The organism is Bradyrhizobium sp. HKCCYLRH2047, assembly GCF_051168175.1.
Lineage (GTDB): Bacteria > Pseudomonadota > Alphaproteobacteria > Rhizobiales > Xanthobacteraceae > Bradyrhizobium.
Genome location: NZ_JBNPUM010000013.1, coordinates 19254 through 32833 on the forward strand (window position 1 = coordinate 19254; position 13580 = coordinate 32833).

Below are 13580 nucleotides of genomic sequence, written 5' to 3' on the forward strand. Positions count from 1 at the left end.
GAAAAAAATGCAGGCGGCAGGTACCACAGGTCCAGCCGGACGACCCGGCCTTCCCCGCGCGCTGGCTTTAACGGCTGCTTCGCGATCTCCCTGGGGACCGGGCTTGTTTGCCCCCATCACCGCCGAGACGCGTCTCCGCATCATCGACCAGCTTGACCTCAGCGTCGGGAGGCCAGGACCAAGCGACTTGACCGTACGTCCCGGGCTCATTCGCCGGCCCGCTTGCGCGAAAGCCCCGAGCCCGACACGTCCACCGCTCCCCGCTTGCTACGCTCCGTGACGATCGGCCGAAACGCCCCTCTTCATCGCGAACGGGATGGCCGAGAGCATCCACTTGATTTGCCCGACGACACAAGGCGCGCAGCATGCGACAAACTGGCTCGACGGGCAGTTTGCGCATGAGGGGGATGCGGGAATTGCCCGCCGTGCTGACGGGTCGTATTAGTCATTGCAGCGCCTCTCGCAGTCGCTAACAGCTCGAATCCCCACTGGCCCATCGATAGATCCGGCTGCTCAGGGGGCCTGCTCCCAGCGGATTGCTGACCTTGATGCTCACGCGCGATCCGGAGCCGGACTTTTCGATGCGCGCCGAGGCGAAGTAGTTCATCCGGGCCCCATAGCTGCCCGCGACCAGGCGAAACTCCGCAAAGCCGCGGTCGCGGTGCAGCTCGCCTTCGGCTTCGATCTGTCCCCCGCCCGGGTTGGCCGGATTGCCAAACACCCGGACGGGCGGATTACAGCTTTTGCCGGTCTCCATCAGGCGGCGATAGATTTCCTCGTAGCTTTCGGAAAAGCTTCTGCTGTCGGCGACGTCGCGCGAGTCGAGTCCCTCCGGCGACATCGCACATCCACCGGCCATCAGAACGGCGATCGCTGCCGCAGGCAGAGCTGCCTTGATCCCCATCGTCCATCCCCCTGCGCTCGATCGCATCGCCCCGAGCGATCATCGTGCCACCGGCTTCACATACGTCGGTTCGCTGGAGACAGACAATAGCCACGCGGCATCATGGGCCCGCGCGGGGTCACCGCGGGCGGCTTCGACCTTCTCGACCGACCCGGCGACGACCTCCTCACGAAGTCATTCATGATTGCGTCTGGCCCGCTCTATCCGTCATAATTGTGAAATAGAAATTTTCGCGCAATTGACGGCAGCCAAGCCGATTGGAAGCCGAACGTTCTTTTGGGGAGAGAGCGCACATGCATGCGCCAGCGGCCGGCTCGAAACCGGTTCCCGTGGTCGGCACGGCCTACAGGCCGGAGATCGACGGACTGAGAGCTGTCGCAGTGATGTCCGTCGTCGTGTTCCACGCCTTTCCCCATGTGCTTCGCGGCGGCTTCATCGGAGTCGACATCTTCTTCGTCATATCCGGGTTCCTGATCACCTCGATCATCGTTGCGGATCTGGCGAACGGATCATTTCGTCTGCGGACCTTCTACGCGCGCCGTGTCAAGCGCATCTTCCCTGCGCTCATCGTGGTTCTCTTGGCCGTCCTCCTGCTCGGGTGCATTCTTCTGTACACCGACGAATACAAGGAGCTCGGCAAGCAGGTCGCGGCGAGCGCCGGATTTGCCGCGAACCTGCTGTTCTGGAAGGAGGCCAACTATTTCGACCTGGCCGCGGAAACGAAGCCGCTGCTTCACCTGTGGTCGCTCGGCATCGAAGAGCAATATTACATCCTCTGGCCGCTGCTGCTGTGGCTGTGCTGGCGGACAAGGAAGCGCGCCTTGCCGTACCTCGTGGGGCTGCTGCTCGTCGGGTCATTTCTGCTGAACATCAGAGCCATGGGCACGAGCCCGACCGAGGCATTCTACTCCCCGCTCACGCGCGCATGGGAGCTGTTTGCAGGCGGTCTGCTGGCGATCGCATCGTCGCCATACACCAGGCCGCTCCTCGGCGCCGTCCCTGACACGGGACATCGATCGGTCGTTTCCGATCGGCTCGCGGCGTCGGGAATAGCTCTGTTGGCGGCGAGCCTGATCCTGATTTCGAGAAATACGCCATTTCCCGGGTGGGCGGCACTGCTGCCTGTCGCAGCGACCTGCATGCTCGTCGGCGCCGGACCGTCTAGCTGGGTCGCCCGCCGGATTCTTTCGCATCCTGTCCTGGTCGGAATCGGGCTGATCAGCTACCCGCTCTATCTCTGGCACTGGCCCCTGCTCGTCCTGACCCGGGCCTGGATGGGCGAGGCGGGCTCCGCGCCGCTGCGCTGCGGCGTCGTCGCGCTGAGCGCCGGTCTGGCCTGGATCACCTATCGATTTCTCGAACGTCCAATCCGGTTCGGGCAATCGCCCTTGCGCTCGGTCCCGCTGCTCGGCGGTGCCCTGGCGACGCTCGCTGGAATCGGCGCCCTGGTCATGACCTACGGCTGGACCTTTCAGCCGGGCGATCTGAACAGCTACGCAGCCTATTTCGATTCGTTCCGCACGGGCGTGTCGCCGGCCCGGGAAGAGCTGGTGGAGATCAACCAGAACCAATGCAACTTCTACAACTTCGAGAGCCCCCTTCCCACGCGCGTCCCGCGGGACGGCATCAGCCCGGACTGCTACACCAGCCACTCCCGCAGAACGGTGCTGCTCTGGGGCGACTCTCATTCGGCCCATCTCTTCTACGGCTTACGAAAGACGCTTCCAGCCGATACGTCCCTGCTGCTCGTCTATGCGTCGGGTTGCCGTCCACACCCGATCGACCTGGCCAAACTGACGACCGACTACTGCGAGACGTCCAACTCGTTTGCGCTGTCGACGATCAAGAAGGTCGTTCCTGATGTCGTGGTCATCTCGTTCAACAATTCCTTCGATACGGAGTACCTGCGCGAAGCATCACGGGACATCAAACGGATCGGCGTGAAACGGGTGATCGTGCTCGGACTGGCGCCTCATTGGGAGCCGTTCCTCTTCAAGGTGGTCATGCAGCATTATTGGCAGTTCACACCGGCGCGAATCTCGACGCACCTCGACCAGCATGCGCTCGGCATCGACAAGGCATTTCGAAACGAGCTCCAGGCCAACGAACCGTTCGAGTACCAGAGTCTTCACGACTTCTTCTGCAACCGAGAAGGCTGCCTCATCTATCTCGATCGCAACCGGCGCGAGGGTCTCGTGAGCTTCGACAACGCGCACCTGCGCCCGCTTGCATCGCTCTATCTCGCCGAGCACCTGCTCACGCCCTTGATCCAACGCGACGTCCAGCCGCCGGGCACGCGCAGCGATGCGCAACCGCATGGCTGGACGGGGGCTCTCGACGACCGGCCGGCCGTGCAGTGAAGATACGGCGCATTGCTGGGGCGGAGCACGAGACGCCCCGGGACAGCCCATCGACGTCTGCCTGCCATCGCCCGACCCGTCCGCTCAAGCCGCCCGCGGCTTGTTCACCGTCGCGATACGATCGAGAATCTTGCCGAGATCGCGCTTCGCGATCTGGACGTCGTAGTCGGTCTGCAGATTGAGCCAGAGCTCCGGCGTCGTGTCGAGCGCCTTGGCGAGCCGGAGCGCGGTGTCGGCCGTGATGCCGGTCTGCTCGCTGGCAATGCGCTCGATCCGTGTCCGCGGCAGGCCGCACACTTTGGCGAGGGCACCGGCGGACATCTTGAGCGGAATGAGGAATTCCTCGCGCAGAACCTCCCCGGGGTGCATGGGCTTGAGTTTCTTGGTCATCGCAGCGTCCCTTCTCGTGATAGTCCACGACTTCCACCTCCGCGGGGCCTTCTGCCGTCCAGACGAAGCACACCCGGAACTGATCGTTGATGCGGATCGAATGCTGTCCGTGGCGATCTCCAACGAGCGCCTCGAGGCGATTGCCGGGAGGCGATTTCAAGTCGCCGAGATCGGCCGCGGCGTTGAGGTAGCGCAGCTTCCGACGAGCCACCTTGACCAAATCGGACGGAAAGCCTTTCGTGCTTTCGCCATTGGAACACGGCTTCGGTGATTTGCCCCGGAAGCTTCTGATCATGGCGGATATGTATCAGTTGATGATACATCGTCAAGCGACCGCTTAGTACCTGCTGCGGCGGAGCGCTCACTGACCGGCGCTCGACCATGCATCGAACGCGCCGATCGGCGTTCGGAAAAAAGCGGCTTGCGCTACCCGATCGCCGCGTGTAGATGGCGCCTGTCGCGAAAAGCGGCCGTTGCCTGCGGCCGAGTACAAGCCGTCCATCTGCCGTTCTGGCATGGACCGGCCCAGCGTCTCCCACACATCAATCGCCTGACCGATCGTCAGGCTCCAGCGAGCGGTCGCGCGTATCTGCGCCATCGGCTCGCGTGGACCGGAGCGCGCCATGACCAGGGCTGTTGCCGTCATCTATCTGACCATCGTGCTCGATGCCGCCGGCATCGGGCTGATCTTTCCGATCCTGCCGTCGCTGCTGCACGACGTGACGCACGCCGACAACGTGGCGTCCCTTCTCGGCGTCATGACGGCGCTCTACGCCGCGATGCAGTTCATCTGCGCGCCGGTGCTGGGCTCGCTGAGCGATCGGCTCGGCCGGCGCCCGCTGCTGCTGGTCTCGCTGACCGGCGCCATCGTCAACTACCTGTTCCTGGCCGCGGCGTCCGATCTCTGGATGCTCCTGCTCGGCCGCGCCATCGCCGGCGTCACCAGCGCAAACGTCTCGGTGGCCACGGCCTACATCACTGACATCTCTGCCGAGGAGGAGCGAGCCCGCCGCTTCGGACTCCTCAATGCGATGTTCGGCATGGGATTCATCATCGGGCCCGTGCTCGGCGGCGCGCTCGGCGACCATTGGCTGCGGCTGCCGTTCGTCGCGGCGGCGGTATTGAACGGATGCAACGTCGTGCTGGCGTTGCTGATGCTGCCGGAGACGCGACCACCGGACCCTGGCAGGATCGAGATCGCGGTCCTCAACCCGCTGCGGCCATTGCGCTGGGTGCTCGCCGTCAAGAGCCTGCTGCCGGTGGTTCTCCTCTTCTTCCTGTTCAGCGCGACCGGCGAGGCCTATGGCGTCTGCTGGGCGCTGTGGGGTGGCGACACCTTCCACTGGAGTGGTCTTTGGATCGGCCTGTCGCTCGGCGCCTTCGGCGTGTGCCAGATGCTGGCCCAGATATTCCTTCCCGGTCCGGCGGTGAGATTGCTGAGCGAGCGCGGCGCCATCCTGACCGGGGTGACCTGTGTCTGCACGGCTCTCACGGCCATGGCGTTCGCCAGGCAGAGCTGGATGGTGTTTGGCGCCATGCCGCTGTTCGCGCTCGGCGGCATGGGCATGCCGGCCCTGCAGTCGCTCGCCACCCGGCAGGTCGACGAGAATTTACAGGGCCAGTTCCAGGGCGTGCTCGCCGCCACCGTCAGCCTCGCCTCGATCGTTGCGCCGCTCGGCTTCTCGAGCCTGTACTTCGCCGTCAGGGAGCAATGGCCCGGGGCGATCTGGCTGTCGGTCGTCGCCATCTACGCGATCGCCATTCCCGTCGTCGTCACCCTGCGCCCGGCCAAGGCGGCGTCCGTGCCCTGACGTCTCGGAGCGATCGCCTGCGCCGCACTTGTGTCGGGACCTCTCAGTTCGCGGTGATGCTGTGCAGGTGCAGGGCCATCATGGCGTCGTAGTGGGAGTTGCCGGCATAGGAGTCGTGGACCGCTGCTTCCTGCATCAGGCCGCTGGCATGGGCGCTAGAACCGGCATTGGCGTCGGCCGCATCGGCCTGCGCGTTCGCCAGCACCTGCGCGGCGCCTGGGGCGTCACCGAGCTTGGCCAGGCTGGCGGCGGTCTCGGCCGCCACCGCCGAGGCGATGGCGGCGGCCTGCGCCGGCGTCTGCACCGGCGCGGCGACGCCTGCGGCCTGCGGGATCTGGGCCAGCAGCGCCTGCGTGTCGGGAGCCTTGATGTTGTAGCCAAGCGTCTCCAGCACGACGAGGTCGATCGGCGACAGCGTCTGCGACGTGGTCGGGTTGTAGAACTCGTTCAAGGGATCGCGCGCGCCCTGGATGCCGGTGTTGAGGAAGTCGGCCGGGTCGGACATCTGGCCATAATCGGCGATCTTGGTCACGCCGCCGTCGAGCGAGAAATAGGCGGGAGGGCCGGCGGCGATGTTGTTGTTGATCAGATGCTGTCCCGGCTTGGTGAAATCGAACAGGTCGAAGATGTCGAGATTGCCCGGCGACGGTACGCGCCCGAGCGCATGCGACAATTCGTGCAGCGCGACGCCGACCAGGGACTGAGTCGGGATGTCGGTGTTGAAGATGGCGAAGCCGTCCTCCGTCGTCGTGCTGTTTGGATCGATCAGCCCGAGCACCTTGGCCTGCGCGTTGGCGACGAACACCTGGGAATGGCCCTGCACCGCCCTGGTCGTCGGCAGATTGTCGAACACGGTGTCCCCGGCCGCCGCGTGATCCTGCAGATCGGTTCGGAGCTGCGTATAGTTGGCGAGCACGCCGTTGCTGACATTGGCGCCGGCGCCGCCGCCGGTGCCGGCGAAATCGATCGCGAGGTTCACCGTGGCCTGATCGGTGATCGCCGAGGACAGGATCGCCGCCGCCTGTTCGACGCCGGCGCGGAAGCTTTCGGGCGCAGCCGCCGCGGCGGCATCGAAGGTGAGGTTGAAGGTCAGACCGCCGGTGTGAACCGCCACCGTCTCGGAGCCGTCGGCATGCACCACCGGATCCGACACCGCGCCGGGCGGCAGCACGAACGGCGAGGCGGCCGCGGCCGTATTGATGGTCGTGGTCTTCGCCGCCGCGGCCGGGTCCGGCATCATCAGGCCCTCCGAGCTCAGTCCGAGCTGGTCATAGGTCAGCGTGTTCATCAGACGGACTCCTCGATCATGACCCCCGCGTCTCCAGCTGCGAGGCGTTCGCAAGCCGCGACCATCATCGGCAAGTGAGTGAAAAGTCTGACGCGGCCGGACCCTCTTCGGGGCAGCCGCGCCATGGTTTGGATGCGGCCGGGAAGCCCCGCCATGCTCCTGCCGCGCTGGTCACGCGCGGCGAATGACGGCAATCTGCGGCAGGCGTCCGCCACAGATCGATCCAACATCATCATCGAGAGCCTCCCCATGAAGATGCGCCCGCTCGGCCGGTCCGGCCTCAACGTTCCGCCCCTCTGCTTCGGCTGCAACGTGTTCGGCTGGACGGTGGACGAGGCAGCCTCGTTCCGCCTGCTCGACAAGGTGCTGGAGTCCGGGCTCAACTTCCTCGACACGGCGGACGTCTATTCGCGCTGGGTGCCCGGCCACACCGGCGGCGAGTCCGAGACCATCATCGGCAAATGGATGAAGCTGCGCGGCAACCGCGATCGCGTCATCCTCGCCACCAAGGTCGGCATGGACATGGGCGACGGCAAGGTCGGGCTGAAGGACGACTACATCGCGCGCGCGGTGGAGGATAGCTTGCGCCGGCTGCAGACCGACGTGATCGATCTCTATCAGTCGCACAAGGACGACGAGGCGACGCCGCAGGAGGAGACGCTGGCGGCCTATGACAGGCTGATCAAGGCCGGCAAGGTGCGGGTCATCGGCGCCTCGAACTTCTCGGCGGAGCGGCTGCAGGCCGCGCTCGACATCTCCAAGGCGAACAGCCTGCCGCGCTATGAGAGCCTGCAGCCGGAATACAGCCTCGCCGAGCGCGCATCCTACGAAGGCGCGCTGCAGCGCGTCTGCGAGGACAACGGCGTCGGCGTCATCACCTTCTTCTCGCTGGCCGCCGGCTTCCTCACCGGCAAGTACCGCTCGGAGGCCGATTTCGGCAAGAGCCCGCGCGGCCAGCGCAGCATACCGAAATACTTGAACGAGCGCGGCATGCGCATCCTCGCCGCGCTGGATTCGGTCGCGAGGGAGACCGGGGCGCAGCAGGCCTCGATCGCACTGGCGTGGCTGCTGGCCAAGCCGTCGGTGACGGCGCCGATCGCCAGCGCCACCAGGCCCGAACACGTCGATACCCTTGTCGCGGCGACGTCGCTCGCGCTGACCGCGGACCAGGTCGCGCGGCTCGATGCGGCGAGCGCGTGAGCGCACACGGACAGCGCCATCATTCAATCAAGCGTGCGGCGTTTCGACACGCACGCAGGACGATCGTTCTCCACTGAACTCGGCCTGTGATCGAGGACAGGGCGCCGCCAGCAGCTGTCCTCGCACGGCATCACGCTCCTGCACCGCATTTTCAGCACAGCCGTGCAGCGGGCCGGGCGACTTTGCAGCATTTCGCCGATCGTCACCTCGCGGCCAAACTTCGGCCGGGATCGAACTGCTAAGTCCACCTCTAATTTAGAATGTATCGAGGAAGCGTTCGGTGAATCGTGTCGCGCGCGTAGCTGTTGGCGCATTCGTATTTGCATCGGTTCTGTCATCCCTCGTGGCGCCGACCGGCAGCGCCCGGGCGCAGCAATCACCGCAGCGCGCGCCGGCCGGCGCCCCGGTGGGCACGCTGCCGGACCGCGAGGCGCTGAACTCCGGCACCGTCACCGTGATCACCGCGCCGATCGGCGGGCCGATGTCGGTGATGGGCTCCGACATGGCGGCGGTGCTGGATGATGGCGAGAGCCTGCGCGTGCTGCCGATCCTCGGCAAGGGCTCGGCGCAGAACCTCATCGACATCGTCATGCTGAAGAACATCGACATGGGCTTCGTCGCCACCGACGCGCTGGAATTCGTCAAGACGGAATACAACATTCCAGACATTGCCCAGCGCGTGCGCTACATTGCGAAGCTGTTCCACAACGACGTTCACATCATCGCGCGGCGCGAGATCCGCTCGCTCGCTGATCTCAACGGCAAGCGCGTGTTCGCCGAGCGCTCGATCGGCCTCCCGGCGGCGCGCACGATCTTCCGGCGGCTCGGCATCCAGGCCGACATCGATTCGCAGACCGACCCGACCGGCGGGCTGCAGAAGCTGATCGACGGCCAGGGCGATGCCTGGATCGCCTCGGTGTCGAAGGACGCGCCGATCATCAAGGGCATCAAGAACGAGGGCGGCCGGCTGCATCTGCTGCCGGTCCCCTATGACCGCGTGCTGCAGGACATCTATCTGCCGACGACGTTCTCGTCGGAGGAATATCCCAACCTGGTGCCGCCGGGCACGAAGGTCGACGCCGTCGCGGCCTCCACCGTGCTCATGGTCTACAACTGGCCGGAGAACAGCGAACGCTATCGCCGCACCGCGCGGTTCGTCGACGCGCTGTTCGGCAAGATCCAGGTGCTGCAGTCGCCGCCGCGGCATCCGAAATGGCGCGACACCGTGCTGTCGGCGCCGGTGCAGGGCATGATCCGCTTCAAGGCGGCGCAGGAATGGCTCGACGGCGCCCGCGCGATGCAGTCGCCGGGCCAGGATGCCAACCCGGCCGAATTCCGCAAGTTTCTCGACGAGCGCAAGGCGCAGGCGCGGATGTCGCCGGACGAGGCCGCGAGACTTTATAGCGACTTCCTGAAGTGGCAGCGCAGCAGGGAGCCGCGCTGAGTATCGAACCGCCGGAAGCGACGTTCCGGCGTCAAGCGCGCGGCAGCAATCCCGCCTCCTCCGCCGTGCGCCGGACGGCCGGCAGCGCCGCATCCGCAGCGTCGCAGTGCTGAGGAACGGCGCGCGCGAAGCTGAGCTCGACGGTGGTGCCGCCGCCCGGCGTCTCGCGCAGCGCGACGCCGCCCTGATGCGTCGCCATGACCTGCGACACGATCGAGAGCCCGAGCCCCATGCCGTCGCCGCGGGCGTGGCCGCGCTCGAATGGTTGCAGCAGCCGTTCGGGCTGATCCGATTGCAGGCCGGGCCCCGAATCGATCACGCGCAGGCGGGCGGCGGCGTCGACCTCGACCAGGATGGGACCGCCGGCGCCGGCATGCGCGACCGCGTTCCTGATCAGGTTCGAGAGCGCGACCGCGATCGCGGGCTCCGAGCCGCGGATCCGGACCGGCGCATCGCAGCCGGCGAAGCCGATTTCGAGCCCGGCCTGCAGCGCCATCGGCACGTGCTCGGCGGTGACGCGCCGCGCCAGCGCGACCAGGTCGATCTCGCCAGGCTCGTCCGGCTCCATCGAGATCCGCGCCAGTTGCAGCAGCATGGTGACGATCGACGACAGCTTCTGGTTCTCGCCGACGAGCTTCGCGCGCAGGCCGGCATCCGGCACCGCCTCCAGCATGGTGCGCGCGTTGGTCAGCGGCGTGCGCAGCTCATGGGCCGCGTTGGACAGGAAGTTGCGCTGCGCCTCGGCGGCGTGATCGATGCGCGTCAGGGCACGATTGAAGGCGGTGACCAGCGGCAGCAGTTCGGCGGGCGCGTCGCGCTCGGGCAGCCTTCGGCCGTCGGGCACGCCGTCGATCATCTCGGCCGCGCGCGCGACCGCTCGGACCGGACGCGCGATCAGCGTCGGCACGAACAGCAGCGCCGCCAGCACCGTCGCGACCAGGACCAGGATGATCGGGAGCGCAACGATCGTCGCGTCGGTCAGGGTGCCCATCATCAGTTGCGTCGACGTGTAGGCGACGCCGCCGGTCTCGATCCAGACCTCGCCGACCGGCGTATTCCGGACCGCCGTCATCCGTTTCAGGCGCCTCGTCTCGCCGTCGATCGCATAGGCCAGGAAGCTGGTGCCGTCCTGCGAGGACGGCCCCTTGTGCGGCCGCCATTTCGGAATCGGCCCATAGCTCACCTCGCCGCTCTTGTCGGAGACGACATACCAGAACGTCGGGAATTCCTGCATGATCGTGTCGAGGCGGGGCGTCTGCTTGACGAGCAGCCGGCCGCCGGCATCGCGGGCCACGGCCTCCTTCAGCGCGTCGGCGACGTCGGCCGCACCCCAGGTGCCGTCATCGTCGCCGCCGAAGCGGATCAGCAAGGCGGCGGCGCAGATCAGCATGATCGTGGTGACGACCGCGATCAGGGTCGCGGAGAGCAGCGTGATCGAGCGCCGGATGCGGCTGAGCTTCTGCCACCTCATCTGCGTCACTCGCCGCTGAGGAGATAGCCGAGGCCGCGCACCGGCCTGATCGTGGCCTTGCAATTGGCCTCGCGCAGGCGGCGCCGCAGCCGCGACACATGGGCTTCGATCGCGTTCGACTGGATCTCGTCCTCGAAGCCGTAGGCTGCGGTCTCCAATGTCTCGCGCAGCACCACCCGCCCGCTGCGGCGAACCAGCGCCTCGAGGATCGCAAGTTCGCGCCTGGGCACCACGATCGGCGCCTCGTCGACGCAGACCGCACGGTTGACGATGTCGAAGCCCAGATTGGCGATCGAGACCATCGCGCCGCGGTCGAGAAACAGACGGCGCAGCACCGCCCGCGCCCGTGCCACTAGTTCAATGGGTTCGAATGGCTTGGCGACGTAGTCGTCCGCACCTTCGTCGAGCGCGCGTGCGATGTCGGCGGGATCGTCGAGCGCCGTCAGCACCACGGTCGCGGGGCTCGGCTTCTGCTGCCGCAGGTCCGGCAAGAGCGCCAGCCCGTCGCCGTCCGGAAGACCGCGGTCGATCACCACGAGCTCGAAATTGCGCACCGCGATCGCCGCCCGCGCCTCGTCGAGCGTCGTGACGATGTCCGACGAGCCGAACGCCGTCGCGAGTGCATCCCGCAGCCAGAGCCCGAGCTGCGGATCATCCTCAACGACCAGAACGCGCACGCCATCCTCCCGCAACATCGACAATCGGCTGTTCCTATCATTACGGACGGATTACAATAGGATTACGTGACGGCGTTCTAGTACCGTTGTTTTTCATCGCTCAGTCGAAGTTGACTGGTTCTGACAAGGCCGATCGCGCGCCTGTCGCGACATCTCAGATTGCAAGCTGAAAGGTTTCTCGGCCGGCGCTATTGCAGTCGCATGACGGGCCACGCCGCGGACATCCGATTTTCCATCAGCCGGCAGGCGGGTAACGTCAGCCTTTCGTAATCGTCTTGGCCGAGACTGGCGCGCTCAAACACGCGCCGAGGATTCGCCCGCATGACGCCTGCCGCATGATCGACCGGACATACCGGGCGATCCGCCGTTCCTGGTCGGCCGCGGCCGCCGATCGCGCGTCACATCCTTTGCCTCATCATTGATCGACATCGACATGTTCCATGACTTTGCGTTCTCGACCGTTGCCGAACGGTCGGACTGTCATCCGGCGGCCTGGCGTCGTCCATTCCTGCGCTGGCTGGACGGCATCGAGGCCGGCTGGGCCGTGCCGCTGTTGCTGGCGTGCTTCGTGGCCGTGTGGACGGTCTATCTTTCGATCGCCTATGCCGGCGCCGGCCTGCATCCTGACGTGATCGAGACCTGGACGTTCGGGCGGACGTTCGCCTGGGGCTACGACAAGCATCCGCCGCTGATGGGCTGGATCGCCGGCGCCTGGACCGCCGTCTTCCCGCTTTCCGACTGGTCGTTCCACCTGATGGCGATGACCAATGCGGCGCTGGCGCTCTGGTTCGTCGATCTCGTCTCGCGCCGCTTCGTCACCGGCGACAAGCGGGTGATCGTGCTGCTGCTGCTGATGCTGACGCCGGCCTATCAGTTCCACGCGCAGCGCTTCAACGCCAACTCGGTGCAACTGGCGACGTGGCCGCTCGCTACCTACTGCTTCCTGCGTGCGTTTGAAACGCGAACGATGCCCTGGGCTGCCGCCGCGGGCCTGACGACCGCACTCGCCGTGCTCGGTAAGTACTACTCGATCTTCCTGGTGATGAGTTTTTTCTTCGCCGCCATGGCGCATCCGCAGCGGCGCGCCTACTTCACCTCGGCATCGCCATGGATCTCCACGGTCGTCGGCATCGCCGCGCTGTCGATGCATCTCGACTGGCTGGCCGGGCATGGCACCGCGCCCATCCAGCATGCGCTGATGCACACGCGCTCCACCCTGGCGACATCGTCGCGCGATGCGCTGTTCTTCATCTTGGGGCTCGCGGCCGCGATGGCCGTGCCCGCCATGACCTGGCTGATCGTCGCCGGCGCCAGGATCAGGTCCTTCACCACGGAGATGACGACGCTGAACGACGGCCTCCGGCTGTTGTCGTACATCGCCATCGGCACCGTCGCCTTGCCCGTCATCAACGCGCTGCTCATGGGCACCGACCTGCCGTCGCTATGGGCGCTGCAGGGACTGTTCCTGTTCGTCGTGGTGATCGTCGGCGGCGCCAGCTATCCGATCGCCCGCTTCCACACCGTCAACATCGCGGTGCTGACGGCCGGAATCGCCGTGCTGGCCGCGATCGTGGCGGCGCCGCTACACGCCTTCTACCGCAACCGGCACGGCTATGAGGAAGGCCGCACCTTCTACCAGCAGACCGCGCAGGAAGCGACGCGGCTATGGCGGGAGCTGACGGGGACACCGCTCGCGCATGTCGGCGGCACCGAGAGCCTTGCGCTCGCGACCGCCTTCTACAGCGCTGATCATCCCGCTTACGGTCTGCCCATCTCAGCCCACAAGACCGGTGCGGACTCTGGCAGCGAAGGCTGGATTTCGCTGTGCTTTCGCGACCAGGCGGATTGTATCGGCGCCGCGGAAGCGGCGGCCGCCCGATCCGGCAACTACGTCAGGCGTGAGTTCACGGTGCAGGCGCGGCTGCTCGGCTGGACGGGTTGCACACGAACGGTGGTGGCCTTCCTGGTGACACGGCCGAGCGAACCATAGGGCTGACGCAACGCAGGACGCGCAACAGCGTCGACGGATCCGAGC

The 13580-nt window shown here is 66.1% G+C and carries 11 protein-coding genes and 1 pseudogene; 5 read left to right on the forward strand and 7 right to left on the reverse strand.

Annotated features, from left to right (window positions below; all coding sequences use genetic code 11):
* Positions 1-469: 469 nt before the first annotated feature.
* On the reverse strand, positions 470-904 hold the full coding sequence (locus tag ACQR1D_RS26360; protein WP_434838507.1) for a hypothetical protein: 435 nt from the start codon (positions 902-904) through the stop codon (positions 470-472).
* 293 nt (positions 905-1197) lie between these two features.
* Here ACQR1D_RS26360 and ACQR1D_RS26365 point away from each other — a divergent pair, with 293 nt between their 5' ends.
* The gene (locus ACQR1D_RS26365) at positions 1198-3264 is read left to right on the forward strand and encodes an acyltransferase family protein (RefSeq protein ID WP_434838670.1); all 2067 of its coding nucleotides are present in this window, start codon (positions 1198-1200) and stop codon (positions 3262-3264) included.
* Between the two features lie 84 nt (positions 3265-3348).
* Here ACQR1D_RS26365 and ACQR1D_RS26370 read toward each other — a convergent pair whose 3' ends face one another.
* The 3 genes and pseudogenes from ACQR1D_RS26370 to ACQR1D_RS26380 all read right to left on the reverse strand — a co-directional run bounded on the left by ACQR1D_RS26370 (position 3349) and on the right by ACQR1D_RS26380 (position 4300).
* Positions 3349-3654 carry a HigA family addiction module antitoxin gene (locus tag ACQR1D_RS26370; RefSeq protein WP_316216715.1) on the reverse strand — a complete coding sequence of 102 codons (306 nt, stop codon included), beginning with the start codon at positions 3652-3654 and terminating at the stop codon, positions 3349-3351.
* A 16-nt stretch (positions 3655-3670) separates the two neighbouring features.
* Positions 3671-3949 (reverse strand): annotated as a pseudogene (locus ACQR1D_RS26375) (type II toxin-antitoxin system RelE/ParE family toxin); the annotation flags it as partial.
* A gap of 66 nt (positions 3950-4015) precedes the next feature.
* A complete protein-coding gene (locus ACQR1D_RS26380) occupies positions 4016-4300 on the reverse strand; it encodes a hypothetical protein (protein WP_315800454.1) in 285 nt (94 codons plus the stop codon).
* Between ACQR1D_RS26380 and ACQR1D_RS26385 the strand changes: the two genes are divergently transcribed.
* Positions 4278-5465 carry a TCR/Tet family MFS transporter gene (locus tag ACQR1D_RS26385; protein ID WP_434838506.1) on the forward strand — a complete coding sequence of 396 codons (1188 nt, stop codon included), beginning with the start codon at positions 4278-4280 and terminating at the stop codon, positions 5463-5465. The two genes, ACQR1D_RS26380 and ACQR1D_RS26385, sit on opposite strands and share 23 nt — an antisense overlap.
* Before the next feature lie 43 nt (positions 5466-5508).
* On the opposite strand, the gene ACQR1D_RS26390 is transcribed toward ACQR1D_RS26385, so the two are convergent.
* Entirely contained in the window at positions 5509-6753 is a 1245-nt protein-coding gene (locus ACQR1D_RS26390) for an NF038122 family metalloprotease (protein WP_434838505.1), read from the reverse strand.
* 249 nt (positions 6754-7002) lie between these two features.
* Here ACQR1D_RS26390 and ACQR1D_RS26395 point away from each other — a divergent pair, with 249 nt between their 5' ends.
* Both ACQR1D_RS26395 and ACQR1D_RS26400 read left to right on the forward strand, forming a co-directional pair.
* Positions 7003-7953, forward strand: coding sequence for an aldo/keto reductase (locus ACQR1D_RS26395; protein ID WP_434838669.1), 951 nt, complete (start codon positions 7003-7005; stop codon positions 7951-7953).
* A 280-nt stretch (positions 7954-8233) separates the two neighbouring features.
* On the forward strand, positions 8234-9397 hold the full coding sequence (locus tag ACQR1D_RS26400; RefSeq protein WP_315800457.1) for a TAXI family TRAP transporter solute-binding subunit: 1164 nt from the start codon (positions 8234-8236) through the stop codon (positions 9395-9397).
* 31 nt (positions 9398-9428) lie between these two features.
* Here ACQR1D_RS26400 and ACQR1D_RS26405 read toward each other — a convergent pair whose 3' ends face one another.
* A complete protein-coding gene (locus tag ACQR1D_RS26405; RefSeq protein WP_434838504.1) occupies positions 9429-10868 on the reverse strand; it encodes a sensor histidine kinase in 1440 nt (479 codons plus the stop codon).
* Positions 10869-10873: 5 nt separating this feature from the next.
* Complete coding sequence (locus tag ACQR1D_RS26410) at positions 10874-11545, reverse strand: response regulator transcription factor (RefSeq protein WP_315800459.1); 672 nt, start codon at positions 11543-11545, stop codon at positions 10874-10876.
* A gap of 433 nt (positions 11546-11978) precedes the next feature.
* Between ACQR1D_RS26410 and ACQR1D_RS26415 the strand changes: the two genes are divergently transcribed.
* On the forward strand, positions 11979-13535 hold the full coding sequence (locus ACQR1D_RS26415) for a glycosyltransferase family 39 protein (RefSeq protein ID WP_434838503.1): 1557 nt from the start codon (positions 11979-11981) through the stop codon (positions 13533-13535).
* Positions 13536-13580: the final 45 nt, after the last annotated feature.

Excerpts from the sequence above, each read along its gene's own strand:
- ACQR1D_RS26415 (WP_434838503.1), top strand. The coding sequence starts at position 11,979 with ATGTTCCATGACTTTGCGTTCTCGACCGTTGCCGAACGGTCGGACTGT.
- ACQR1D_RS26395 (WP_434838669.1), top strand. The coding sequence starts at position 7,003 with ATGAAGATGCGCCCGCTCGGCCGGTCCGGCCTCAACGTTCCGCCCCTC.
- ACQR1D_RS26365 (WP_434838670.1), top strand. The coding sequence starts at position 1,198 with ATGCATGCGCCAGCGGCCGGCTCGAAACCGGTTCCCGTGGTCGGCACG.
- ACQR1D_RS26360 (WP_434838507.1), bottom strand. The coding sequence starts at position 904 with ATGGGGATCAAGGCAGCTCTGCCTGCGGCAGCGATCGCCGTTCTGATG.
- ACQR1D_RS26385 (WP_434838506.1), top strand. The coding sequence starts at position 4,278 with ATGACCAGGGCTGTTGCCGTCATCTATCTGACCATCGTGCTCGATGCC.
- ACQR1D_RS26380 (WP_315800454.1), bottom strand. The coding sequence starts at position 4,300 with ATGACGGCAACAGCCCTGGTCATGGCGCGCTCCGGTCCACGCGAGCCG.
- ACQR1D_RS26390 (WP_434838505.1), bottom strand. The coding sequence starts at position 6,753 with ATGAACACGCTGACCTATGACCAGCTCGGACTGAGCTCGGAGGGCCTG.
- ACQR1D_RS26405 (WP_434838504.1), bottom strand. The coding sequence starts at position 10,868 with ATGAGGTGGCAGAAGCTCAGCCGCATCCGGCGCTCGATCACGCTGCTC.
- ACQR1D_RS26370 (WP_316216715.1), bottom strand. The coding sequence starts at position 3,654 with ATGACCAAGAAACTCAAGCCCATGCACCCCGGGGAGGTTCTGCGCGAG.